Annotated in this window: 24 protein-coding genes; 11 read left to right on the plus strand and 13 right to left on the minus strand. The window is 68.9% G+C overall.

The window, feature by feature from the left end:
- The first annotated feature begins 19 nt into the window (after positions 1–19).
- The gene (locus DTPSY_RS01020) at positions 20–1354 is read left to right on the plus strand and encodes an O-antigen ligase family protein (protein WP_012655307.1); all 1335 of its coding nucleotides are present in this window, start codon (positions 20–22) and stop codon (positions 1352–1354) included.
- A 389-nt stretch (positions 1355–1743) separates the two neighbouring features.
- Here DTPSY_RS01020 and DTPSY_RS01025 read toward each other — a convergent pair whose 3' ends face one another.
- Both DTPSY_RS01025 and DTPSY_RS01030 read right to left on the minus strand, forming a co-directional pair.
- Positions 1744–2814 (minus strand): NAD(P)H-dependent flavin oxidoreductase, encoded by a 1071-nt coding sequence (locus DTPSY_RS01025; protein ID WP_012655308.1) that lies wholly within the window; start codon positions 2812–2814, stop codon positions 1744–1746.
- Positions 2811–3707, minus strand: a complete 897-nt coding sequence (locus DTPSY_RS01030) for a LysR family transcriptional regulator (RefSeq protein WP_012655309.1) — start codon at positions 3705–3707, stop codon at positions 2811–2813. Before DTPSY_RS01030 ends, DTPSY_RS01025 begins: the two co-directional genes overlap by 4 nt.
- Before the next feature lie 79 nt (positions 3708–3786).
- Here DTPSY_RS01030 and DTPSY_RS01035 point away from each other — a divergent pair, with 79 nt between their 5' ends.
- The gene (locus tag DTPSY_RS01035) at positions 3787–5055 is read left to right on the plus strand and encodes a YbfB/YjiJ family MFS transporter (protein ID WP_012655310.1); all 1269 of its coding nucleotides are present in this window, start codon (positions 3787–3789) and stop codon (positions 5053–5055) included.
- Positions 5056–5062: 7 nt separating this feature from the next.
- Here the strand turns inward: DTPSY_RS01035 and DTPSY_RS01040 are convergent, their stop codons facing one another.
- The 5 genes from DTPSY_RS01040 to DTPSY_RS01060 form a co-directional block, all read right to left on the minus strand.
- Positions 5063–5791 (minus strand): MOSC domain-containing protein, encoded by a 729-nt coding sequence (locus tag DTPSY_RS01040; protein ID WP_012655311.1) that lies wholly within the window; start codon positions 5789–5791, stop codon positions 5063–5065.
- Positions 5788–6351, minus strand: coding sequence for a redoxin domain-containing protein (locus DTPSY_RS01045; protein ID WP_012655312.1), 564 nt, complete (start codon positions 6349–6351; stop codon positions 5788–5790). Before DTPSY_RS01045 ends, DTPSY_RS01040 begins: the two co-directional genes overlap by 4 nt.
- An 84-nt stretch (positions 6352–6435) precedes the next feature.
- Complete coding sequence (locus tag DTPSY_RS01050) at positions 6436–7662, minus strand: ATP-binding protein (protein WP_012655313.1); 1227 nt, start codon at positions 7660–7662, stop codon at positions 6436–6438.
- Positions 7663–7689: 27 nt separating this feature from the next.
- On the minus strand, positions 7690–8406 hold the full coding sequence (locus tag DTPSY_RS01055) for a response regulator transcription factor (protein ID WP_012655314.1): 717 nt from the start codon (positions 8404–8406) through the stop codon (positions 7690–7692).
- Positions 8407–8526: 120 nt separating this feature from the next.
- On the minus strand, positions 8527–9861 hold the full coding sequence (locus DTPSY_RS01060; RefSeq protein WP_012655315.1) for an AmpG family muropeptide MFS transporter: 1335 nt from the start codon (positions 9859–9861) through the stop codon (positions 8527–8529).
- Positions 9862–9922: 61 nt separating this feature from the next.
- On the opposite strand from DTPSY_RS01060, the gene DTPSY_RS01065 reads away from it, so the two are divergent.
- The 4 genes from DTPSY_RS01065 (at position 9923) to DTPSY_RS01080 (ending at position 13038) form a co-directional block, all read left to right on the plus strand.
- Positions 9923–10624: a helix-turn-helix transcriptional regulator gene (locus DTPSY_RS01065; RefSeq protein WP_012655316.1), complete on the plus strand. Its 702-nt coding sequence runs from the start codon at positions 9923–9925 to the stop codon at positions 10622–10624.
- 98 nt (positions 10625–10722) lie between these two features.
- On the plus strand, positions 10723–11628 hold the full coding sequence (locus DTPSY_RS01070; RefSeq protein ID WP_012655317.1) for a DMT family transporter: 906 nt from the start codon (positions 10723–10725) through the stop codon (positions 11626–11628).
- Positions 11629–11742: 114 nt separating this feature from the next.
- The gene (locus DTPSY_RS01075) at positions 11743–12078 is read left to right on the plus strand and encodes a hypothetical protein (protein WP_012655318.1); all 336 of its coding nucleotides are present in this window, start codon (positions 11743–11745) and stop codon (positions 12076–12078) included.
- An 84-nt stretch (positions 12079–12162) separates the two neighbouring features.
- Positions 12163–13038, plus strand: a complete 876-nt coding sequence (locus DTPSY_RS01080) for a M48 family metallopeptidase (protein WP_094766861.1) — start codon at positions 12163–12165, stop codon at positions 13036–13038.
- Positions 13039–13058: 20 nt separating this feature from the next.
- On the opposite strand, the gene DTPSY_RS01085 is transcribed toward DTPSY_RS01080, so the two are convergent.
- From DTPSY_RS01085 to DTPSY_RS01100, 4 genes are all read right to left on the minus strand, one after another.
- A complete protein-coding gene (locus tag DTPSY_RS01085; protein ID WP_012655320.1) occupies positions 13059–13601 on the minus strand; it encodes a hypothetical protein in 543 nt (180 codons plus the stop codon).
- A gap of 82 nt (positions 13602–13683) precedes the next feature.
- The gene (locus DTPSY_RS01090; protein WP_012655321.1) at positions 13684–14322 is read right to left on the minus strand and encodes an MBL fold metallo-hydrolase; all 639 of its coding nucleotides are present in this window, start codon (positions 14320–14322) and stop codon (positions 13684–13686) included.
- Between the two features lie 247 nt (positions 14323–14569).
- Positions 14570–15658 carry an IS5-like element ISDisp1 family transposase gene (locus tag DTPSY_RS01095; RefSeq protein ID WP_012655322.1) on the minus strand — a complete coding sequence of 363 codons (1089 nt, stop codon included), beginning with the start codon at positions 15656–15658 and terminating at the stop codon, positions 14570–14572.
- 191 nt (positions 15659–15849) lie between these two features.
- Positions 15850–16551 carry a GntR family transcriptional regulator gene (locus DTPSY_RS01100; protein ID WP_012655323.1) on the minus strand — a complete coding sequence of 234 codons (702 nt, stop codon included), beginning with the start codon at positions 16549–16551 and terminating at the stop codon, positions 15850–15852.
- 121 nt (positions 16552–16672) lie between these two features.
- Between DTPSY_RS01100 and DTPSY_RS01105 the strand changes: the two genes are divergently transcribed.
- From DTPSY_RS01105 to DTPSY_RS01115, 3 genes are read left to right on the plus strand one after another with little or no spacing between them, the layout of a single operon-like run.
- Positions 16673–17863: an acyl-CoA dehydrogenase family protein gene (locus tag DTPSY_RS01105; RefSeq protein ID WP_012655324.1), complete on the plus strand. Its 1191-nt coding sequence runs from the start codon at positions 16673–16675 to the stop codon at positions 17861–17863.
- Positions 17860–18633, plus strand: a complete 774-nt coding sequence (locus DTPSY_RS01110; protein ID WP_012655325.1) for an SDR family NAD(P)-dependent oxidoreductase — start codon at positions 17860–17862, stop codon at positions 18631–18633. Before DTPSY_RS01105 ends, DTPSY_RS01110 begins: the two co-directional genes overlap by 4 nt.
- Positions 18630–19670, plus strand: coding sequence for a phosphotransferase (locus DTPSY_RS01115; RefSeq protein ID WP_012655326.1), 1041 nt, complete (start codon positions 18630–18632; stop codon positions 19668–19670). The genes DTPSY_RS01110 and DTPSY_RS01115 overlap by 4 nt, the downstream gene beginning before the upstream one ends.
- A gap of 104 nt (positions 19671–19774) precedes the next feature.
- On the opposite strand, the gene DTPSY_RS01120 is transcribed toward DTPSY_RS01115, so the two are convergent.
- Positions 19775–20578 (minus strand): exodeoxyribonuclease III, encoded by an 804-nt coding sequence (locus DTPSY_RS01120; protein ID WP_012655327.1) that lies wholly within the window; start codon positions 20576–20578, stop codon positions 19775–19777.
- Positions 20579–20588: 10 nt separating this feature from the next.
- On the opposite strand from DTPSY_RS01120, the gene pyrE reads away from it, so the two are divergent.
- Both pyrE and DTPSY_RS01130 read left to right on the plus strand, forming a co-directional pair.
- Entirely contained in the window at positions 20589–21299 is a 711-nt protein-coding gene (gene pyrE, locus DTPSY_RS01125) for an orotate phosphoribosyltransferase (RefSeq protein ID WP_012655328.1), read from the plus strand.
- A gap of 65 nt (positions 21300–21364) precedes the next feature.
- A complete protein-coding gene (locus tag DTPSY_RS01130; protein ID WP_049756442.1) occupies positions 21365–22048 on the plus strand; it encodes a hypothetical protein in 684 nt (227 codons plus the stop codon).
- 71 nt (positions 22049–22119) lie between these two features.
- Here the strand turns inward: DTPSY_RS01130 and gatB are convergent, their stop codons facing one another.
- Positions 22120–23577: an Asp-tRNA(Asn)/Glu-tRNA(Gln) amidotransferase subunit GatB gene (gene gatB / locus DTPSY_RS01135; RefSeq protein WP_012655329.1), complete on the minus strand. Its 1458-nt coding sequence runs from the start codon at positions 23575–23577 to the stop codon at positions 22120–22122.
- Position 23578: the final 1 nt, after the last annotated feature.

The following is a 23578-nucleotide window of genomic DNA, read 5'->3' on the forward strand; positions in this document are numbered from 1 at the left end:
ATTTGGATAGGAAAATGGTATGAGCCCGTATAAGAATTTCGAGAACTGGGGGGGGAGTCTCTCGGCATTTTTGTTTTTTTCCCTGAGCCTGATCGTACCGTCGGGCTACTCCTATGGGGCTGCAGCGCTCGCGTTGCTGGCCCTCGCTGGCTGTTTGCAAAAGGGTTCGCATGGGGTGGCCTCCCTGGATACGAAAATCTTACTCGCAAGTCTGTGCCTCACAGGCATGCTATGGACGGCACCCTTTGATCGAGCCTGGTCCATTTCCGGGCTGGGCATTGGCGCCAAATATGCATTTGCCGCGCTCACACTCTGGGCCTTGAGCCAAAGAGTGCTGTCTCCCCATGCCGTGGTTTGGGGTGTGGCCGCGGGCGCGGTGGGCGCTCTGGGCATTGCAGCGTACCAGTACCTGGTTTTGCATTGGGTCAAGGCCCAGGGATTCACCAACGCCATCGAGTACGGCGGCATCGCCATGTATATGGGTATTGCGGCGTGGGCCATGGCCATGCTGGGGCGCTGGCGCTGGCACCAGATCGCGGCCCTGGGCATATGTGGTGCCTGCGGCGTCCTGGCCTCGCTGTTGTCGGAGTCGCGGGGCTCGTGGGTGACGGTTCCGCTGCTGCTGGCTGCCATTTGGCTCATGGCTTGGCGCAATGGCTACCGGCGCATCGCCTCTGCCGCCATTGCGGCGATGCTGATCGGCGGCGCGGCATTGGTGCTGCCCGCATACAAGAAGTTCGAGCAGCGCGCGGATCTTGCCGTCCAGGAAGCACGGCATTATCTGGCGGAGCCCCAGAAGTACGCAGAAACCTCCATCGGCCAGCGTCTGGAACAATGGCGGCTAGCCGTCGATCTGATCGAGGAACGTCCTGTGGCAGGCTGGGGGCTTGACGGCTACCCTAAAGCCAAGCAGGCCATGGTCGACAAGGGCGCTGCCCACCCTTCCGTCATGCAGTACGGCCATGCCCACAACGAAATTCTGGACATGTGGGTCAAGCGCGGCCTGATTGGACTCCTGATCCTGCTCTTCTTCTATGCAGCGCCGCTGTATGTGTTTTGGCCTACGCCACGGCGTCTGGCACGGGTTGATACCACGCTGCAGCCTCGGCTGTTGGCTCTCAGGGCCGCTGCTGCATTGCTGCCGCTGGCCTATTTCGGTTTTGGGTGGACCCAGGTTTTCTTCGCACACAACAGTGGCCAAATGTTTTACATCTTCTCGCTGGCGATCTTCTGGGGTGCCATTTGCTATCTGGAAAAAACGGAGGCCAACACCTGGGTCGTTTCAGGCCACGGAGAAGTTCAACACAAAGCTCGGCCTGTTTATCCAAACGGACTTCGCTGCCCGCTCAACTAACACGGCACCGGGCACATGTCGCCCAAACCTTCGCTGACGTCGGGCGGATGTGGAAGTTCTCAAAGCTGCTGTGCTCCCGTCTCCCGGTGGCGCAAATCTGAAGCCTGAAGCGCGACACCCACTGCTGAGTGATTGAAGCGTATTGCCATGACAGCAATCCAAACGTTACCGCTAGCCCAATCGTGGGGAGCGAGTGGCCATTGCCGTGGGCAGTCAGCAGGATTGGAGCATACGGGTAATTGCCCATGCCCTGGCGTTCACAAGCAACCATCGCCCTCGAGATGGCACGCAATATGCCCAATTAGGGCATTGCGGCGGAAACATGCTCGCGCAGCGCCCAAGCTGCAAAAAAGGGCTCGGGATTCTTGGCGGTTTCAAGCTCAAGTGTGTCAATGACGAGCGGCTGTGCTTTTTGAGACATCGCGCCATTCCTGTGCCAGCAGCGCAACCAGCTGCGCCGCGGGCAGCGGCCGCGCCGCGCCCACGCCCTGGCCGGCCCATAGCGACAGATAGTCGGCCCGGCCCTGCGCTGCGGCGGCACGGCGCAGGGCGCCGGTCAGTGCGTTCTGCACCGGGTAGGCGGGCACGGCGGCTTCATGCATGGCCAGCCGCTCCATCATGGCGTTGACGAGGCCGCGCGCCGGGCGGCCCGAGTAGATGCGGGTGACGCGTGTGTCCGTGGCCTGCGCGCCGGCCATGGCGGTGCGTTGCGCGGGGCCGATGGCGGACTCGGGGCAGGCGAGGAAGGCCGTACCTAACTGCACCCCCTGCGCGCCCAGCGCCTGGGCAGCCGCAATGCCGCGCCCGTCCATGATGCCGCCGGCGGCAATCACCGGGATGGAGAGCGCATCCACGCACTGCGGCACCAGGGCCAGGGTGCCGACCATGCTGGCCTCGAAGTCCTCCAGGAAGGTGCCGCGGTGGCCGCCGGCCTCCATGCCGCTGGCGACGACGGCATCAGCGCCCACTTCGGCCCATGCCTGCGCCTCGGCCAGCGTGGTGGCAGTGCCGATCACGTAGCTGTCGGCCTCGTCCTTGAGGCGCCGCACCTGGGCCGCGCTCAGGATGCCGAAGGTGAAGCTGGCCACGGCGGGGCGGGCGTCCAGCAGCGCCTCGAACTGGGCGTGGAAGTCTTCGCACCAGCGCGCCGGAGCCTCGGGTGGCGGCAGGCCCAGGTCGGCGTACAGCGGCGCCAGGCGGTCGATGGCCGCCTGCACCGTGGCTGCATCGGGCGTGGGCTGCTCCAGCACGAACAGGTTCATGCCGAAGGGCTTGGCGGTGGCCGCGCGCACGGCGGCCGCGGCCTCGCGCATGGCCTGGGGCGACCGCATGCCGCAGCCCAGAAAGCCCAGGCCGCCGGCCTGGGAGACGGCGGCGGCCAACTGGGGCGTGTCCGAGCCCGTCATGGGCCCCTGGAAGAGGGGCAGGTCGATCTGCAGGCGTTGCAGCAAGGCATTCATGGGGTCAGCTCCGCAAAGAAGAATCGGGGGGGGCCTGGGCGCCGTGCAGCGCTGCTTGCAGCGCGGCCCAGCGCGGGCGTGGCATAGCCCGTGCGGTGCACCAGCACCGTGTCGCAGGGGCCCAGCGGCACCCAGCGCAGCGCGGGCGGCGTGTGCAGCAGATCGACCACCGCCTCAGGCACCACGCCGGCGCAACGGCCCCCGGCCACGCAGGCCAGGATGGCCGGGTAGGACGCGAGCTCCAGCACCTGCGGCGCCTGGCCCGTGGCCTGGCGCATCCAGTCTTCGCCGATGCGGCGGTAGGTGCAGCCGTGCGCAAACGCGGCCAGGGTGTGCACGCGCAGGTCGGCAGGTGTTTCGACGGGCGGGTGGCTGGCCGGCAGGGCCAGCAGCAGCGATTCCGTCCAGACGGGCGTGCGCTGCACCGGGGCCTCCTCGTCCAGGCCCGGCGGCGGCCAGGCCACCAGGGCGCAGTCGAGTTCGTGGGCCAGCACCTGCTCCACGAGTTGGCGTGAGGGAGCGGTGCGCAGCTCCAGCACCAGCGCGGGCCAGCGCGCATGCAGTTGCGCCAGGGGCGCGGGCAGGCGCGCGGCGGCCGTGCTTTCCATGGCGCCGATGCGCAGGTGGCCGGCGGGGGTGCCCGGGTGCAGGGCCTGGCGGGCCTCCTCGGCCAGCGCCAGCAGGCGCTCGGCATAACCTTGCAGCGTGGCGCCTGCGGGCGTGAGCACCATGCGCCGCCCCTCGCGCAGGAACAGGGCGGCGCCCAGTTGCTCCTCCAGCTGCTGCACGCGCGTGGTCACGTTGGACTGGGCGCGGCCCAGCCGCTCGGCCGCCCGCGTCACGCTGCCCTCATGGGCCACCGTGCGAAAAATCTCCAGTGCGACCAGGTCCATGGATTCGTTTGTGAGATGATTTATAAAAAAATCATCTTAAAAAAAGATTGATGGCGATCATACCGCCGGAGACCGCGCCATGGAACCACAAGCCACCCCGTCGATTGATGTGCCCGCGCCCCGCGGGCCCGCCCTGCACTGGAGCGAGCGGCCCCATGCCGTGGCCCTGGCCGGCATGCTGGCGCTGGCGGTGGCCATGGGCGTGGGGCGGTTCGCGTTCACCCCGCTGCTGCCCATGATGCTGCACGACGGGGTGCTGACCCTCACCGAGGGCAGCTGGCTGGCCACGGCCAACTACGTGGGCTACCTGCTGGGCGCGCTGGCCTGCATGGCACTGCCCTGGGTGGCACCGGGCTTCTATGCGCGCTGGCATCCGGCGCGGCTGGCGCGTGCCGGGCTGGTGGCCACGGTGCTGCTCACGCTGGCGATGGCGCTGCCCGTGGCCGCCGCGTGGCCGGCGCTGCGCTTTGCGGCCGGGGCCGCCAGCGCCTTCGTGCTGCTGAACGTGGCGGCCTGGTGCATGGTGCGCTTGGCGGTGCTGGGCCGCCCGGCCATGGGCGGGCTGATCTTCTGCGGGCCGGGCGTGGGCATCGTGCTCACGGGGCTGGCCGCCAGCGCGATGGTGGCAGCGCAGTGGCGTGCGGCCTCGGGCTGGGTGGTCTTCGGGATGCTCTCGGTGCTGCTGTGCGTGGGCGTGTGGCCCGTGGTGCGTGGCCGCGCGGTCAAGGCCGACCCCGGTGCCCAGCCCCGCGCGGCCGCGCAGGGGGGAAACGCCGGCACCCTGGCGGCGCGCGGCGTGCACGCCGTGGCGTACGGCCTGGCGGGGCTGGGCTACATCGTGACCGCCACCTTCCTGCCCGTGATTGCGCGTGCCGCGCTGCCCTCCGGTTCACCCTGGCCCGACCTTTTCTGGCCGATGTTCGGCGCGGGCGTGGCCGTAGGCGCGGCGCTCAGCACGCGCGCGCCCAGCGCCTGGGACCGGCGCTGGCTGCTGCTGGCGGCGTATGCGCTGCAGGCGCTTGGCATCGTGCTGGGGCTGGTCTGGCCCACGCCGGCGGGCTTTGCACTCAGCAGCGCGCTGGTGGGCCTGCCGTTCACGGCCATCACCTTCTACGGCCTGCAGGAGGCGCGGCGCCTGTGGCCGCAGTCTGCCGACAGCTTTGCGAGCCTGGTCACGGCCGTCTACGGCCTGGGCCAGATCGCGGGTCCGCCGCTGGTGGCGTGGCTGCTCGCGCACGCCGATGCCGGCCAGGGCTTTGCCCGCGGGCTGGCGCTGGCGGCGGGGGCACTGGTGGCCGGCGCGGCGATGTACGGCTGGTCGGCCTGGCGCTGGCCGCAGCGCGCCTGACAGGCCGTCAGTGCTGCCCCTGCAGGCGCGCGTCCCAGGCCTCGCTCTGTCCGCTGTCCAGGCGCCGCTGGAACAGCCGCTGCCATGACGGCGGCAGCGGCAGAGCGAGGATTTCGCGCAGCGTGGCGGGCGTGCAATCGCGCCGGTCGATCACCTCCAGCAGCCGTGCGATGGGCCACGCAGGCTGCGGGCGCGCGAGCAGCCAGACGGTATCGCCCGCCTGCACCGTCCCGGGTTGCAGAACACGCAGATACCAACCCGCGCGCAGGCTGCGTTGCACGCGCAGCGCCATGTCGGGCACCTGGAAGCGGTCGTTCAGCTTCCAGCAGGGCTGGCGGCCCTGGCTGACCTCGAAAACGGCGCTGCCGATGCGCCACTGGTCCGCAATGCACACCTGGGCCTCCTGCACGCCGTCCAGGCTGAAGTTCTCGCCAAAGGCACCGGGCTGCGCGAGCAGCGCCTGCGCCGCGGCGTGGCCCGCCAGCTCCTCGCGCCAGGGCGTGTACTGCGGCCATGCATAGCAGTGCACGGCCTTGTCGGGGCCGCCGTGCACGCGCAGGTCGCCCTGCTCGTCGTCCTCCAGGCCCTGGGCGCCCACGGCCACCGGCCCGCTGCGCTGCTGCTTGGCAATGGCGCTGCGGCTGCCGGGGCGGGTGTAGGGTTGCGCGCGGCCGGTGAGCACGGCGCGCAGCGTGCCCAGGGCCGTGGGTTGGGAAGGCAAGGGGGTCATGTTCATGGGCGGGGCTGATCGGGCAGTGGGCAGCCGCCATCGTCGCAGCCCGTGGCGGGCACGGTCGCCGGGGCGGCTGGCGTGGGTTCCGCCAGCAGCCGGCCCAGCAGCGCGCCCAGCCGCAGATCGTCCAGATGGCCGAAGTGGTGCAGGCGCACGCGGCCCTGCGGGTCCAGCACCACCAGGCTGGGCGTTCCGCTGAGCGACAGGCTCTGCATGGTCCGTGGAATGCTGCGCGGCGTATCGGGCTGGTCCAGACCGATGGGAAAGCGCAGCCGGTATTCGTGGATGAAGGCCTGCAGCGCCTCTGGCGTGCCCTGCACGGCGTGGTGCTCGAACACCGTGTGCAGGCCGATCACGACGAGTTGATCCTGCGCAAACGCCTCATGCACGCGCCGCGCCTGCGGGATGCCGTGCTCCACGCAGCCAGGGCACAGCATCTGAAAAGCGTGCAGCACCACCACGCGCCCGCGCAGGCTGTCCAGCGTGAGCGGCTCGGGGGTGTTGAACCAGTGCGCCACCTGCAGCGGCGGCGCAGGTGCAAAGAAGGGCGCGGCGGCGGTCATGGGCAGGCCTTGCGGAACGGGAATAGCGCCACCCTACAACATGGGCGAATGTGCCTGCTGAGGCAAGGGCGTGTGCGCCGACGCTCAGCGCGTGACCGGCAGGCGCAGCGTGAAGCAGGCGCCTGCCGCGCCATCGGGCCGGTCCTCGCACACCACGCTGCCCCCATGGCGCGCCGCGATGGAGCGCACCAGCGCCAGGCCCAGGCCCACGCCGCCCGAGCGTTCGCTGGCGCCCGGCAGGCGGTAGAAGGGCTCGAAGATGCGTTCGCGCTGCGCGGGCGGCACGCCCGGACCGTGGTCGCACACGCGCAGCACGGCGTCGTGCCCTTCGCGCGTGAGGGTGAGGGTGATCTCGCCCTGGCTGTAGCGCCGCGCGTTCTCCAGCAGGTTGCGCACGGCGCGGCGCAGCAGCTTGGACACGCCCGGCACTTCGACGGGGGCGGCCATGGCGTCTGCGTCATCGCCGGACCCCACGTGCAGTTCGGCGTCCACGCGCACGCATTCCTCCACGGCCAGGCCCACCAGGTCCACGGGCTCGACCGTGCCCACATCGGCGGCGCCGGAATCCAGGCGGCTGGCCAGCAGGATCTCGTCCACCAACTGGTCCAGTTCGGCGATGTTGCGTTCAATCTCGGCGCGGAATGCGGGCGAGGGCGTGCCGCCCTGCATCAGCTCCAGCCCCATGCGGATGCGCGTGAGCGGCGAGCGCAACTCGTGCGAGGCATTCGCCAGCAGCGATTTGTGCGACTGCACCAGCGTCTCGATGCGCGCGGCGGCGGCGTTGAACTGGCGCGCCAGCGCCGCCACCTCGTCATGGCCCTGCTCGGCCACGCGCACCGACAGGTCGCCCTCGCCAAAGCGTTGCACGCTGCGCTGCAGCTGCTCCAGCCGCTGCAGCAGCCGCCGGATGATGGGGAACACGCCCACGGTGACGGCAATGCCCACCAGCGCGAGCATCCACAGAAAGCCGAAGGGCGGGCGGAACCACGCGGCGGGACCGCGCTCGTCGGGGCGCGGGCGGGGCGGGCGCGGGGACAGGTGCATCTCGAACACCTCGCCCGTGGCGCTCTCGATGCGGTAGAGCACGCCTTCGCTGGGGTCGCGCCGCTGGCGCAGGCCCACGCCATCCACCAGCGTGCGGCCCGCGGCGTCCGTGATGCGGATCTCGCGCGAGGGCGGCTGCTGCTGGTTCTGCTCGGCCGCCCAGCGCCAGGCCATGCCCACGGCAAACGCGAACACCAGCACGCCGCCGACCACGGCCAGCCAGATGCGCAGGTACAGGCGGCGGGAGAAGGGGCTGATGAGGGACATGCGTGCGGGCTTTTCAAAAGAGGCAGGTCAGTCCTGCTGCTTGGCGAAGACATAGCCCACGCCGCGCACGGTGAGGATGCGGCGCGGGTTCTTGGGGTCGGCCTCGATGGCCGCGCGGATGCGGCCCATGTGCACGTCGATGGAGCGGTCGAACGCCTCCAGCTCGCGCCCGCGCACGGCCTCCATGATCTGGTCGCGCGTGAGCACGCGGCCCGCGCGCTCGGCCATGGTCACCAGCAGGTCGAACTGGTAGGAGGTCAGCTCCGCCGGCTGGCCGTGCACGCTGACGGTGCGCGCGTCGCGGTCGATCTCCAGCGAGCCGAAGCGCAGCACTTGCGTGGCCGGCTGCGCGCCGCTCTCGCGCCGGCGCAGGATGGCGCGGATGCGCGCCAGCAGCTCGCGCGGCTCGAAGGGTTTGGGCAGGTAGTCGTCGGCGCCGATCTCCAGTCCGATCACGCGGTCCATGGGGTCGCCCTTGGCCGTGAGCATCAGCACCGGCACCTGGGCGGCGGCGCCCGGCAGCGCGCGGATGCGCCGGCACACCTCCAGGCCGTCGATGTCGGGCAGCATCAGGTCCAGGATCACCAGGGCGGGCAGCTGTCCGCCCTCGGGCGCCTGCAGCCGCGCCAGGCCGCTGGCGCCGTCGGCCATGTGCGTGACCTGCAGCCCGGACTGGCCGAGGTACTCGCCCACCATCTGCGCGAGGCGGTGGTCGTCTTCGATCATCAGCAGTTGCGAACTCATGGGTGGGTGGGCCTTTCTGGACTGCCATGTTCCCCGCGCGGCATCTCGCAGGGTTGTCGGCCGGGTAAAGTTAGGTAAACCGTTGTGGGTATCGTTTTGATAGCTGCCAGCGCTTGTCCATCAAGCGCTGGAGGCTGATTGGGCTCTGGACGCCAGCGCCACCAGCAGCAGCACCGGCAGGCCCAGCAGGGCCGTGCCTGTGAAGAACGCGCTGTAGCCCTGCGCGTCCACGAACTGGCCCGAGAAGCCCGCGAGCCATTTGGGCAGCAACAGCATCATGGAGCTGAACAGCGCGTACTGCGTGGCCGAATACTGCACGTTGGTCAGGCTGGAAAGATAGGCGATGAACGCGGCCGAGGCGATGCCGCCCGCGAGGTTGTCGGCCGAGACCACCAGCACCAGGCCCGTGAGGTCGTGCCCGCGCTGTCCCAGCCAGGCGAACAGCAGGTTGGACAGGGCCGATAGCACCGCGCCCAGCATCAGCACGCGCATTACCCCCAGGCGCATGGACAGCACGCCGCCCACGAAGGCGCCGGCCAGCGTCATCACCACGCCGAAAACCTTGGTCACGGCGGCCACCTCGTCCTTGGTGTAGCCCATGTCCACGTAGAACGGGTTGGCCATGATGCCCATGACCACGTCGCTGATGCGGTACACGGCGATCAGCGCGAGGATCAGCGCCGCCTGCCAGCGGTAACGCCGGATGAAGTCGGCAAACGGCGCCACCACCGCGCCATGCAGCCACTCGCCCAGGTTGCGCGCGGGCGGCAGTGGGCGCGGCGTGGGCTCGGGCGACAGCAGCACCGTCACCACCCCCACCAGCATGGATGCGGCCATGACGAGGTAGGCCGTGGTCCAGGCGCCGGCCTGGTAGCCGCTCAGGCTGGCGTCCTCCGCGCGGGCAGCCACCCACAGGACGCCCGCGCCGGCCCAGATCATGGCCAGGCGGTAGCCCGTCTGGTAAGTGGCGGCCAGCGCGGCCTGGTGGTCGGTGTCGGCGGACTCGATGCGGAACGCATCCAGCGCAATGTCCTGCGTGGCCGAGCCAATGGCCACCAGCAGTGCGCACCACACCATGGCGTCCAGCCCCTGGCGCGGGTCGGCCAGCGCCATACCGACGAGGCCCGCGGCCACCACACCTTGCGCCAGCAGCAGCCAACTGCGCCGCCGCCCCAGCCAGCGCGTGAGCAGCGGCAGCGGCAGGCGGTCCACCAGCGGCGACCAGACCCACTTGAACGCATAGGCCAGCCCCACCCACGAGAGGTAGCCGATGGTCGTGCGGTCGATGCCCGCCTCGCGCAGCCGAAAGCTCAGCGTGCCCAGTACCAGCAGCAGCGGCAGCCCGGCTGAAAAGCCCAGGGCCAGCATGCGCAGGCTCGCGGGCTCCAGGTAGACGAGCCAGGCCTGGCGCCAGGAGCGGCGGGCGGCGGCGGATGCGGGGGCGTCAGGCGGCATGGATGCGGAAAAGAGGCGCGGTCGTGAAAAAGCCAGAGCGGCATTGCCCTAGTATTTGAGCATGGCCCGTTCCGCATCCGCGTTGCTGCACCCCGTCGCTTCGGTGCGCCACTATGGTGGCGAGCACCAGGCCCATGCCCACGCACATGCGCAGGTGCTGTACGCGCTGCAGGGGCGCATGGAGCTGGAGGTGGCCGGCCGCGCCGCCTTCGTGGACACGGCCTGCGGCATGGTGGTGCCCGCGGGCACCGAGCATGGCTACCTGGCCCGCCCGGACACGCGCATCTTGGTGATCGACGTGCCGGCGCAGGCCGCCGTGGACCGCGTGCGCCGCTTCGCCGTGCCCGCGGCGGCGCGCACCGTGCCCGAGCCCGGTGGCGCGGCCGCGCGCCTGGCGCTGCTGCTGCAGGCCCCGCGCGTGCTGGCGCGCCGCGGGCTGGACCTGGCCGCCCTGTGTGCCGCCGTGGACGCGGCCCTGCACGAGGACTGGCCCACCGCCCGCATGGCGCGGCTGTTCCACCTGAGCGCGGCGCGCTTTCACGCGCGGCTGCTGGAGCTGACGGGCGACACGCCCCAGCAGTGGCTGCGCGCGCGGCGGCTGGACCTGGCCGAGCGCGCCCTGGCCCGCGGCCAGTCGCTGGAGGCCACGGCCCTGCGCTGCGGCTATGCCAGCGCCAGCGCCCTGGCCTATGCGCTGCGGCGCGAGCGGGGCCTGGGAGCGCGGGCGCTGAGAATACAAGCCAAAACAGCCTCCAGCGCTTGATGGATCAGCGCAAACAGCTATCAATAATGAAGTAGAGCGCGCGGCACCACGCGCGTTGCTCGATAGTTGCCCTGCGGCGTGCGGGCACCATCGCGGGCATGAACACCGCATCGATTCGCAGCATTGCCATGGTGCTGCTGGCCGCCATGCTCTGGGGCACCACCGGCACGGCGCAAAGCCTGGCGCCCGCGGGGCTGTCGCCCTACTGGGTGGGCGCTTTGCGCCTGGTGATCGCCAGCGCCTTCTTCGCCCTGCTGGCCTGGCCCGCCTGGCGCGCGCGCCGCGGCGGCGGCCTGCGCTGGGGGCCGGTGCTGCTGGCGGGCGCCTGCGTGGCCACGTACAACCTGAGCTTCTTCGCGGGCGTGAAGTCTGCCGGCGTGGCCCTGGGCACGGCCCTGGCCATCGGCAGCGGCCCGATCTGGGCGGGCCTGCTGCAGACCGTGGCGCAGCGGCGGCTGCCGGCCCCCGTATGGTGGCTGGGCACGCTGCTGGGCGTGGCGGGCGGCGCGGCCATGGCGCTGGACGGCGGCAGCACGGTGCGCGCCCCCTGGACCGGCATCGCCCTGTGCCTGCTGGCGGGGCTGGCGTACGCCATGTATGCGCTGACCAACAAACGCCTGGTGGCGCAGGCCGGCGCGGCCGTCGTGAACCTGGCCGTGTTCGGCACGGCGGGCCTGCTATCGCTGCCCGTGGCGTTGCTGCTGGGCGGCGCGCCCACGGTGGCGCCGGGCGCGCTGGGCATCGTGCTGTACCTGGGCCTGGTGGCCACGGGTGTGGCCTACCTGCTGTTCAGCACGGCGCTGCGCCACATCAGCGGCGCCACCGGCGTGACGCTGGCGCTGGCCGAGCCGGTGACCGCCTTTGCGCTGGCCGTGGCGGTGGTGGGCGAGTCACCTTCCGCCATGGCCTACGGCGGGCTGGCGGCGGTGTTGGCGGGCCTGTTGCTGGTGATCTGGGCGGAACTGCGCACAACCCGGCCTGCTGCGGGCGCCGCCGCTGCCTGAGCTTGCACTTGCTGGCGTTTGTTACAGCCGGCGGTCAACCTGGCCGGGCGGGCTGCCGTTGCTGAAAGGCCAGGGCCGGCGCATCCGCGCCGGCCAGTGCGCAAAGGACAACCCATGAACCATCGCCAGCGCGCGGTCGCGGCCCTCCTGGGCCTGGCGGCCGCCTGTGCCCAAGCCGAAGTGAACGTGAGCGTGGGCATCGGCCTTCCTGGCCCCATCTATGCCGAGCCGGCCCCGGTGTATGTGGCGCCGCCGCCCGCCTACGTCGTGCCCCGCCCCGTCTATGCGCCGCGCCCCGTGATGGTCGTGCCGCAGCCCGTGTACGCGCCCCACTGGCGCGACGACGACGATGACCACGACGAATGGAAGAAGTGGCGCAAGCGCCATCACAAGGAACAGAAGAAGGCATACAAGCGCTGGCGCCGCGAATGGGAAGACAACGACGATTGACCCGGGCATGTTCCGGCTGCCATCGTGGCGCTGTGCCTGCCCGCCTACATGCAGGCGGTGACGCGCGCCGCTAGACTGCTGCCCATGAACAGCCCCACCGTCTCTGTGCCCCCGTTGCCCGTGGATGCGGGCTGCCGTTGCTGCGCCGCGCGGGGCGGCACCTGGCAGGCGCGCCGCGCCTTCGTGCTGGCGGCGGCTGGTACGCTCGTGCTGCCGGCCGCGGCGCAGGTGGAGGTGGGGTCGGCCTCGGGCATGCGCCGGCTGGTGCCGGCCGAGACGCTGGAGGACTCCGCTGTCCAGCAGTACAGCCAGCTACTGGCGCAGGCCAAGGCCAAGCGCGCACTGGCGCCGGACAACCACCCCCAGTTGCTCAAGCTGCGCGCGATCGCGCGGCAGATCATTCCGTACGCCGCGCAGTGGAACAGCCGCGCCGCGCAGTGGCGCTGGGAGGTCAACCTGATCGGCAGCAAGCAGATCAACGCCTTCTGCATGCCCGGCGGCAAGATCGCGTTCTACACGGGCATCCTGGACCAGCTCAAGCTGACCGACGACGAGATCGCCATGGTCATGGGCCATGAGATGGCCCACGCGCTGCGCGAGCATGCGCGCTCGCGCGTGGCCAAGAGCCAGGCCACCAGCATCGGCCTGTCGCTGGGCGCGCAGCTGCTGGGCCTGGGCGATCTGGGCAATGCAGCCGCCAACCTGGGGACGCAGCTGCTCACGCTCAAGTTCAGCCGCTCCGACGAGACCGACGCGGACCTGGTCGGCCTGGAGCTGGCCGCCCGCGCGGGCTACAACCCCCAGGCCGCCGTGAGCCTGTGGCGCAAGATGGGCGAGGCCACGGGCAACGGCGGCATCGCGTTCCTGTCCACCCACCCGTCGGGGCCCGACCGCATCCGCGAGCTGGAGCAGAACGTGCCCAAGGTGCAGGGGCTGTACCAGGCATCGCGGCGCGGTTAATGCTATTAAAAATATAGCTGTTAGCGCTTATGGAATAAGCGCTGGAGCTTTTTTGATTCGGATTCTTTCCTGCGCCTGGGCGCGGACCAGACGCTGTCCCGTGGCCCGCTGCGCACGCGCCGCGCCGTGGCGCGCGCCATCCACGCCAGCGCCAGTGCCCCCGCGAGCGCAGTGAGGTCCACGCCCAGCAGCGCGCCATCCGCCCAGGCACCGGCGCCTGGTGCCAACCAGCCCAGCAGGCTGGAGGCGGGGATGGCCAGCGTGCAGGCCACTGCCAGCCACAGCAGCGGCGCGGCCGCGCGCGCCGCGCCACGAAAGAAGGCCCAGACCACGCTGGCGAAAAACACCGCGTAATAAATGCCCACGTGCCAGGCGGCCATGTCCTGCACGCGCCCCGGCAGCCACTTGGCCGCGGCCAGGGTCAGCGACAGGCCGGCCACGCAGCCGATGCACACGCCCACCGTGGCGGCGGCCATCAGGGCCGTGTCGCGCTGCACGGGCAGGGCGCCGCTGGTGCCCACGCCGCCGGCGAGCGTCGGTAGGTCCGGCGGGCCGCTCGACACCAAGGCGCAGGCTAGCTATGAGTCAAGAGTGCTTGTAACGCTTATGGGAAAAGCGCTATAAGCTACAAAATAAATAGCAAAATCACGTATTGCCCACATAAGGATTGCTGCGGCGCTCGCGCCCGAAGGTGCTCTCCGGCCCGTGCCCAGGGATGAACACCGTCTGGTCGCCCATGGGCCACAGGCGCTGGGTGATGCTGGCTATGAGCTGCTGGTGGTTGCCCTGCGGGAAGTCCGTGCGGCCGATGCTGCCGGCGAACAGCACGTCGCCCACGAAGGCGCGGCCGATCTGCGGCGCGTGGAACACCACGTGGCCCGGCGTGTGGCCCGGGCAATGGCGCACGTTCAAGGTCTCATGGCCGATGGTGACCGTGTCGCCGTCGTGCAGCCAGCGCGTGGGCGCGAACTGCCGCGCGGGCGGAAAGCCGAACATGGCGCTTTGCTGCGGCAACGCGTCGATCCAGTACTGGTCGCCCGTATGCGGTCCGATGATGGGCAGGGACAGCCGCTCGGCCAGCTCGCCCGTACCACCGGCGTGGTCGATGTGCGCGTGCGTGAGCCAGATGGCCTTCAGTTGCAGGCCCAGGCGCTGCACTTCTGCCACCAGGGCATCCAGGTCGCCTCCGGGGTCGATGACCGCGGCGTCCATCGTTTCATCGCACCAGACGATGGAGCTGTTTTGCTGGAACGCGGTGACGGGGAGGGTGCGGTAGTGAAGCATCCGTCCATTGTCGCGGCATGCCGCTGGGGTCAACAAAAAGTGCCCCGCACAAAGCGGGGCACACTTGCTTGTGGTTGGGACGGCGCGCGGTGCTTAACAGGCCGTTGAAAAAGTGCTTTTCGAACGCATCAGGGACGCTGAGTTCGAAGACATGAGCTGCCCAGACGCGTCTGCGCAGCGATTGCAACGGCCAATCTGGCCGGTTTGCAGGCCCTCCCGCCCATTTCGGGCGCACGTATCCCTGGGCTCACGCATGATGCGCGTTCCACCAGCCGCCGATGCTGCCCATTCGCACAAGGTTGTAGGTGGCAAAGCACAGCAGCGCCTGGCCCGTGAGCTTGGCCTGACCGATCAGCTTGGTCTTTGCCAGACCACCGACGGTCTTGATCCAGCCAAAGGCCTCTTCGATGCGCTTGCGCACCTTCAGGCTGGTCTTGTAGCCCTCGTGCCGTGTCACTCGCGCATCCACCGCCGAGTGTTTGTCCTTGGCCGCCACGTGGGGCGTGACTTTGAGCTTGCGACAGCCTTTGATGAAGGCCTTGCTGTCGTAGCCCTTGTCGGCACCGACCGTGGCCCGTTTGTTCCTGTTGCCCCGACGCTCCAACATGGCCAGTGCCGCCTCGCGCTCGGCCGTGCCGCTGGCATGGGTGATCTCGACATCCACGATCAGCCCGTTGCGGTTCTCCATGAGGATGTGTCCCATGTGGCACAGGCGGGATTTGTCGCCCCGGCTCTTCTTGAACAGCCGGGCATCGGCGTCCGTGGTGCTCTTGTGGGTGTCGTTGCAGCGCTCCTGCCCCTTGAAGTCCACCTCGGGGTTGCGCCCAGGCGGCGTGCCGCTGTCGTCATCTTTGCGCTTGAAGCTCTTGTGCGAGGCCCAGGCGTCAATGAGCGTGCCGTCCACGCTGAAGTGCTCGTCGCTGGCGAGCTTGCCCCACTGGGCACTGAGCTTGACGCGCTCGAAGAAGGTGCGGGCGAGGTCTTCGTTGAACAGACGTTCGCGGTTGGCGCTGAAAGTGGAGTGGTCCCAGACCTTGTCTTCGATGTTCAGGCCTACGAACCAGCGGTACAGCAGGTTGTAGTTGATCGCTTCGACCAACTGGCGCTCGCTGCGGATGGAGAACAGGATCTGCAGCAGCAAGGCCTTGAGCAGCATCTCCGGTGGCACCGATGGGCGGCCACGGCGGGCGTACACCGCTTCGAATTCGCGGTTCATGGTTGCCAGCAGCGCATCAACCACCGCGCGCAACTTGCGCAGCGGGTGTGCCTGCGGCACGCGCTCTTCAAGGCTGATGTAGCTGAACATCGCCCCCTGGAAGTCTTGGTTGCCTCTCATCGTCCTCGTCTGGGTCGTTCACCTATGGCTTCAGATCGTAGCGGCGAACGCGGGCGTCGGAGGGGGATTTTTCAACGGCCTGTTAAAGCACCGATGAACAAGTCCCGCGCGTGGCGCGCATCTCTGTTGGGGCGCGGGCTGCCGCTGCCTGCTACCGGCCCGCTTGATGGTGGGAGCGGGAGGTGGCCGCTTCAGTCGGCGGCCAGTCCCACCGCGCCCAGGCGGCGCGCAATGGCCTCGCGCACGTTGCGCACGTGCTGCATGCCGGCTGCGTCGGCCGCGGCGGCGTCGCCCGCCAGGACGGCGTCGCACATCGCCTGGTAGTCGCGCATGCGCACCTGCTGCAGCGTGGCGGGGCGGTGCTGTGCGTACACGATCGGCATGTGGATGGAGGGCAGCAGGCGGCGCAGTTCGCGGCTGCCGCTGGCGGCCAGCAGCGCGCGGTACATGCCGCGGCGCGCGCTGGCGAAGGCGTCGGCGTCCTGGCTGCGGTCGGCCTCATGCAGCTGCGCCAGGGCTGCCTGGATGGGCGCTGTGGGTGCACCGTGGGCGATGCCGCGCGCCGCGCTGCGCGCGAGCAGGCCGGTCATGCGCTCGGCGACGTCGAGCACCTCCAGCGTTTCCTGGGGCGAGAGGGTGCGTATGGCCGCCCCCTTGTTGCGAAACAGGTCCACCAGTCCCTGGGCCGCCAGGCGCTGGAGCGCCTCGCGCACCGAGTTGCGGCTCACGCCGAACTGCGCGGCCAGGTCCACCTCCACCAGCCGCTGGCCGGGCACGAAGCGCTGCTGCGCCAGCCCCTGCACGATGCCGTGGAACACCGCGTCGGCGGCGCTCTGCGGGGCGTCGGCCCCGGTATCGGGCGAATCGGGTAAGGGCGGGGCGATGGAGGTCATGAGCGGGCGAGGAGATTGCGCGCAAACGTTAGCACAACGGCAGGGGTATTGTTTTCAAAATTGTTCAACAATATCATCCGCAATATGCCAGGTGTTCTGGTTGACCTTCTACGAGGCCCGCATGGACTTTTCTCTCTCCCCTGAACTGCGCGCATTGCGCGACAAGGTGCGGCAATTCATCGCCGAACAGGTGATCCCCCTGGAAAACGACGAGCGCCAGTCCCACCACGGCCCGAGCGAGGCGTTGCGTGACGAGCTGGTGGCGCGCGGCAAGGCGGCAGGGCTGCTCACGCCCCATGCTTCCCGCGCCATGGGCGGTATGGGCCTCACGCATGTGGAAAAGGCCGTGGTGTTCGAGGAGGCCGGCTACTCCTGGCTGGGCCCCACGGCACTCAACATTCACGCGCCGGACGAGGGCAACATCCACCTGATGGAAGAGGTGGCCACGCCCGCGCAGAAGGAGCGCTGGCTGCGCGGCCAGGTGGCCGGCGACTGGCGCTCGTGCTTCGCCATGACCGAGCCCGCGCCCGGCGCGGGGGCGGACCCGTCCATGCTGGACACCACGGCCGTGCGGGATGGCGACGATTACGTGATCAACGGCCGCAAGTGGTTCATCACCGGCGCAGAAGGCGCGCACTACGCCATCGTCATGGCGCGCATGGAGGACGGATCAGCCACCATGTTCCTGACCGACATGGGCCGGCCCGGCATCGTGCTGGAGCGCAACATGGACGCCATGGACAGTTGTTTCACCGGCGGCCACGGCGTGCTGCGCTTTGACAACCTGCGCGTGCCGGCCAGCGATGTGCTGGGCGAAATCGGCAAGGGCTTTCGCTACGCGCAGGTGCGCCTGGCGCCGGCGCGCCTGACGCACTGCATGCGCTGGCTGGGCCAGGCGCGCCGCGCGCACGATACGGCGCTGGAATACGCGCGCAAACGCCAGGCCTTCGGCAAGCCGCTGGCCGAGCATGAAGGCGTGGGCTACATGCTGGCCGACAACGACATGGACCTGCACACCGCGCGGCTGCACATCTGGCACACGGCGTGGCTGCTGGATCAGGGCGAGAAGTGCAACTTCGAATCGAGCCGCGCCAAGGTGGTGTGTTCCGAGGCCGAGTGGCGGGTGGTGGACCGCAGCGTGCAGATCCTGGGCGGGCAGGGCGTGACGGGCGAGACGCCGGTGATGCGCATCTTCACCGACATGCGGGCCTTTCGCATCTACGACGGCCCGAGCGAGGTGCACCGCTGGAGCATGGCGCGCAAGCTGGTGCACATGGCCGAGAACGCCGCCGCAGCCAAGGAGGTGGCATGAGCGATGCATTGACGCCCTTTCGCCTGGACGGCCGCGTGGTGCTGGTCACCGGCGCATCGAGTGGCCTGGGCCAGCATTTCGCGCGGCTGCTGGCTTCGGTGGGCGCTCGCATAGCCGTCGCCGCGCGCCGGGCCGACAAGCTGCAGGGCGTGGTGGATGACATCGCCGCCGCGGGCGGCGAGGCGCGGGCGTTCACGCTGGACGTGACGGACGCCGCCAGCGTGCGCGCGTGCCTGGACGCCGTGGGCGCCTGGGGCGTGCCCGATGTGGTCATCAACAACGCGGGCGTCACGGTGACGCGCCCGCTGCTGGAGCAGAGCGAAGAAGACTTCGACCAGGTGCTGGACACCAACCTCAAGGGCTGCTGGCTTGTCGCCACCGAGGCGGCGCGCCGCATGGTGGCCGCGGACAAGGGCGGCGCGATCGTCAATGTGGCTTCCATCCTGGGCGAGCGCGTGGCGGGCGGCGTGGCGCCGTATGCAATCTCCAAGGCCGGCGTGGTCCAGGCCACCAAGGCCATGGCGCTGGAGCTGGCGCGCCACCGCATCCGCGTGAACGCGCTGCTGCCCGGCTACGTGGTGACCGACCTGAACCGCGACTTCCTCACCAGCGAGGCGGGCGACAAGCTGCGCAGCCGCATCCCCAGCCGGCGCTTTGGCGAGCTGACGGACCTGGACGGGCCGCTGCTGTTGCTGGCGTCCGACGCCGGCGCCGCCATGTCGGGCGCCACGGTGGCGGTCGACGGCGCGCACCTGGTGAGTTCGCTATGAGCGGGGCATCCACTTCTTTGCCGCTGGACGCGCTGGGCGACTACCTGCGCGCGCAGGGCCTGGCGGGCACGGGGCCGCTCGCGGCCACGGTACTGGCGGGCGGGCAGTCCAACCCCACCTTTCGCATCACCACGGCGGAAGGCCGCAATTACGTGCTGCGCAAGAAGCCCCCGGGGGCGCTGATCGCATCGGCCCACGCCATCGACCGCGAGTACCGCGTGATGCGCGCGCTGCAGGACACGGCCGTGCCCGTGCCGCGCATGCTGGCCTATTGCGACGATGCGGCGCTGCTGGGCACGCCGTTCTACGTGATGGAGTTTCTGCAGGGCCGAGTGTTCATGGACCAGTCGCTGCCCGGCGTGGAACCGGCCGAGCGCACCGCCATCTACCGCGAGATGAACCGCGTGATCGCCGCGCTGCACGCCGTGGACTACGCCGCCGTGGGCCTGGCCGACTACGGCAAACCTGGCAACTACGTGGGCCGCCAGGTCGCGCGCTGGTCGCGCCAGTGCCGCGAGGCCACGGTGCCCGTCACGCCGGCGATGGAGCGGCTTATGGACTGGTTGCCCCAGCACCTGCCGCAGGACGACGAAACCACGCTGGTGCATGGCGACTACCGCCTGGACAACCTGGTGTTCCACCCCAATGAGCCGCGCGTGATCGGCGTGCTGGACTGGGAACTGTCCACGCTGGGCCACCCGCTGGCCGACCTGGCCTACCAGTGCATGGCCTGGCGCATCCCGCCCAGCCTGTGGCGCGGCATTGGCGGGCTCGATCTCGCGGCGCTGGGCATCCCCCCGGAAAGCGAGTACGTGGGCTGGTACGAGCAGGCCACCGGGCGCCAGGCGGCGGAGCACTGGGATTTCTACCTGGCCTACAACCTGTTCCGCATGGCGGCGATCCTGCACGGAATCGCCCAGCGTGCGCAGGACGGCAATGCCGCGGCCGCCGATGCGGTGGAGACAGGCGCCAAGGCCGGACCGCTGGCCGAACTGGGCTGGGAGGCGGCGCAGCGTTACATGGCCGGGCGCAAGTAAGCAAGCTGCTATGAAAATAGAAGCTGTTCGCGCTGGATACGTAAGCGTTACCATGCGAAAGTGCGCGGAAAACGCCGAACACCAAGCGCGAGCAGCTCCTGAATTCAGAGCGACAACTCGTACCCCACGGTGATGGGCGCGTGGTCGCTGAACTTTTGCGCCTTGTAGATTTCCTCGGTACGCGCAAGCGCCGCGATGGCGGGCGTCGCCAGGTGGTAGTCCAGGCGCCACCCCACGTTGTTGGCATAGGCTTGGCCGCGGTTGCTCCACCACGTGTAGCAAGCGTCCGTGGCCTCCGGTTGTAACTGACGGTAAACGTCCACCAGCCCGCCCGTCGGGTCAGAGATGTGCAACAACTTTGTCATCCAAGCACGCTCCTCGGGCAAAAAGCCGCTGTTCTTCTGGTTGCTGCGCCAGTTCTTCAGGTCGATCTGCTGGTGGGCAATGTTGATGTCGCCGCACAGGATGAATTCCCGCTCGGCCTTCAGCCGCATGAGGTGCGGATGGAATTCCTCCAGGAAGCGGAACTTGGCCAACTGGCGCTCCTCCCCCGAGGACCCGCTGGGGAAGTAGGCGCTGATGATGGACAGGCGCCGCGCGGGCGTGTCAAAGCGCAGTTCCACATAGCGCCCCTCGGTGTCGAACTCGCTGGAGCCGTAGCCGATGACCACGTCGCTGGGCTCGTGGCGCGCATAGATGCCCACGCCGGAGTAGCCCTTCTTCACCGCAAAATGGAAGTAGCCCTTCAGGCCGGCCAGTTCCTCGAAACGCCCCTGCATGTCCGCAGACTGGGCCTTGATTTCCTGTACGCAAATACAATCCGGCCGGCTTTGGGCAATCCATGCCTCGACCCCTTTGGACGTGGCCGAGCGGATGCCGTTGAGGTTGAGACTGGTTAATTTGAACAAGGATGCATCCATGGTGACAGACAGCGCGCAGACGGTGGAACAAGGGGCGAGCCAAGCCCGCCTGGCGCAGGATTTCGTGCGGTTTGCTGTGGATTCGGGGGTGCTGCGCTTTGGTGAATTCAAGACCAAGGCAGGCCGCATGAGCCCGTATTTCTTCAACGCCGGTCTGTTCGACGACGGCGCCAAGCTCGGGCGGCTGGCGCAATTCTATGCACAAGCCCTGCTGGCCAGCGGCGTGGAGTTCGACATGGTCTTCGGCCCCGCCTACAAAGGCATTCCGCTGGCCGCCACGGTGGCCGTGGAGCTGGCGCGCCTGGGCAAGAACGTGCCCTTTGCCTACAACCGCAAAGAGGCCAAGGACCACGGCGAGGGCGGCACGCTGGTGGGCGCGCCGCTCCAGGGCAAGGTGCTCATCATCGACGACGTGATGAGCGCCGGCACCGCCGCGCGCGAGTCCATCGCGCTGATCCGCGCCGCGGGTGCCACGCCGCACGCCATTGCGATCGCCCTCGACCGCCAGGAGAAGGCCACCGAGAACGGGCAGGACGTGGACCACAGCGCCGTGCAGTACGTGCGCCGTGAACTGGGCATGCAGGTTTGCGCTATCGCCAAGCTGGCAGACTTATTGCAATACCTATCGGCGGGTGGCGGCGATACGCAGATGCGCGAGCACCACGAGCGGGTGCTGGCCTATCGCCAGCGCTACGGCGTGAACGACTGAAAACAACGGCAGCAGCCAGGAGGGCAGGGGTTTTGAAAGCAGGCACACGACACGCGGGCTGGTTCATGGCAGGAGCAACCGCCGCAGCGCTGGGCCTGTTGTCCCCGGTCGCCTGGGCGCAGCCGAAGCCGCCGCAAGAGGTGTACACCTGTATCGACAAAACCGGCAGGCGCATCACCGCCGACCGCCCCATCGCCGACTGCGTGGACCGTGAGCAGCGCATCCTGGACCACACCGGTGCCGAGCGGCGCCGCATCGGCCCCACGCTGACCGAACACGAGCGTGCCGCGTTGGAAGTGCAGCGCCGCAAGGAGGCGCAGGAGCGCGCGCGCATTGCCGAAGAGCGCCGCCGCGAGCGCGTGCTGATGGCGCGCTACCCCGACGAGGCGGCCCACCAGGTTGAGCGCGAGGCCGCCCTCGTGCAGGTGGACGAGGTCATGGCGGTGGCGCGCAAGCGCATCCAGGAATTGCAGGTCGAGCGCAAGCGCATTGACGGCGAGATGGAGTTCTACCGCCGCGACCCGCTCAAGGCGCCGATGAAGCTGCAGCGCCAGATCGCCGAGAACGATGAGGCCGTGGCCGAGCAGCAGCGCTTCTTGACCGCGCAGGACCAGGAAAAGCGCCGCATCCACCAGCGCTTCGACGCCGAACTGGCCCAACTGCGCCAGTTATGGGCGGCCCAGCGCGCGGCGGCGTCGCAACTGGTGCCGCCGCAGTCCACGCTCGTATCGCCCGGCGCCTCGCGCTGAGACGGCACACAAAAAAGGCTCCAACGGGAGCCTTCTTTTTTATAGCTGCCAGCGCCTGACTGGCCAGCGTTTTAGACCAGTTTGGCCTTCAGCAAGTCGTTGACCTGCTGGGGGTTCGCCTTGCCCTTGCTGGCCTTCATCACCTGGCCTACGAGGGCGTTGAAGGCCTTGTCCTTGCCAGCCTTGTACTGTTCCACGTTGGCGGCGTTGGCGGCAATCACCTCGTCGATGATCTTCTCCAGTGCGCCCGTATCGTTCATCTGCTTGAGGCCCTTGGCCTCGATCACGGCGTCCACGTCATGGCCTTCGCCGCTCCACAAGGCTTCGAATACCTGGCGAGCAGCGTTGTTGCTGATGGTGCCGTCGTTGATGCGGCCGATGAGCGCCGCCAGTTGGGCGCTGTCCACCTTGGCCTGCTCCACACCGATCTCCTCGGCATTCAGGCGGCGCGAGATCTCGCCCATCACCCAGTTGGAGGCGAGCTTGGGCTGGCCGCAGCCCTTGGCGGCGTCCTCGAAATAGGCCGCCATGGCCTGGCTCTGCGTGAGCGTGGTGGCGTCGTACTCGGGCAGGCCGTACTGCTGCACGAAACGCGCGGCCATCGCGCGCGGCAGCTCGGGCATCTGGGCCTTGATGTCGTCGATCCAGGGCGCGGCGATGCGCAGCGGCGGCAGATCGGGGTCGGGAAAGTAGCGGTAGTCGGCCGCGTCTTCCTTGGTGCGCATGGCGCGCGTCTCGCCCGTGTCGGGGTCGAACAGCACGGTGGCCTGCTGGATCGCGCGGCCATCCTCGATCTCCTCGATCTGCCAGCGGATCTCGTAGTCGATCGCCTGCTGCATGCTCTTGAAGCTGTTGAGGTTCTTGATTTCACGGCGCGTGCCCAGGGGCTGGCCGGGCTTGCGCACCGAGACGTTGGCGTCGCAGCGGAAGCTGCCTTCCTGCATGTTGCCGTCGCAGATGCCGATCCAGGTCACGATCTTGTGCAGTTCCTTGGCGTAGGCCACGGCTTCTTCGCTGCTGCGGATGTCGGGCTCGGTCACGATCTCCAGCAGCGGCGTGCCGGCGCGGTTCAGGTCGATGCCCGACTGGCCCCCTCCACCCAATGAGGAGTCCTCGTGCAGCGACTTGCCCGCGTCTTCCTCCAGGTGGGCGCGCACCAGGCGCACGGTCTTCTTCTCATCGCCCAGATAGAAGGAGACTTCGCCGCCTTGCACCACCGGGATCTCGAACTGGCTGATCTGGTAGCCCTTGGGCAGATCCGGGTAGAAGTAATTTTTGCGCGCAAAAATGCTCTCTGGCGCAATGTGGGAGCCAAGGGCCAGTCCCAATTTAATAGCGCAGGCGACGGCCTCGCGGTTCATCACCGGCAGGGTGCCGGGCAGCGCCAGGTCCACGGCGCAGGCCTGGGTGTTGGGCTCGGCGCCAAAGGCGGTGCTGGCGCGGCTGAAGATCTTGCTGCGGGTGGCGAGCTGGGTGTGGGTCTCAAAGCCGATGACGACTTCGTAGCCCTGGATGAGTTTCGCGGTCATG

Origin of the sequence: [Acidovorax] ebreus TPSY (genome assembly GCF_000022305.1) — a bacterium.
GTDB classification, from domain to species: domain Bacteria; phylum Pseudomonadota; class Gammaproteobacteria; order Burkholderiales; family Burkholderiaceae_C; genus Diaphorobacter; species Diaphorobacter nitroreducens.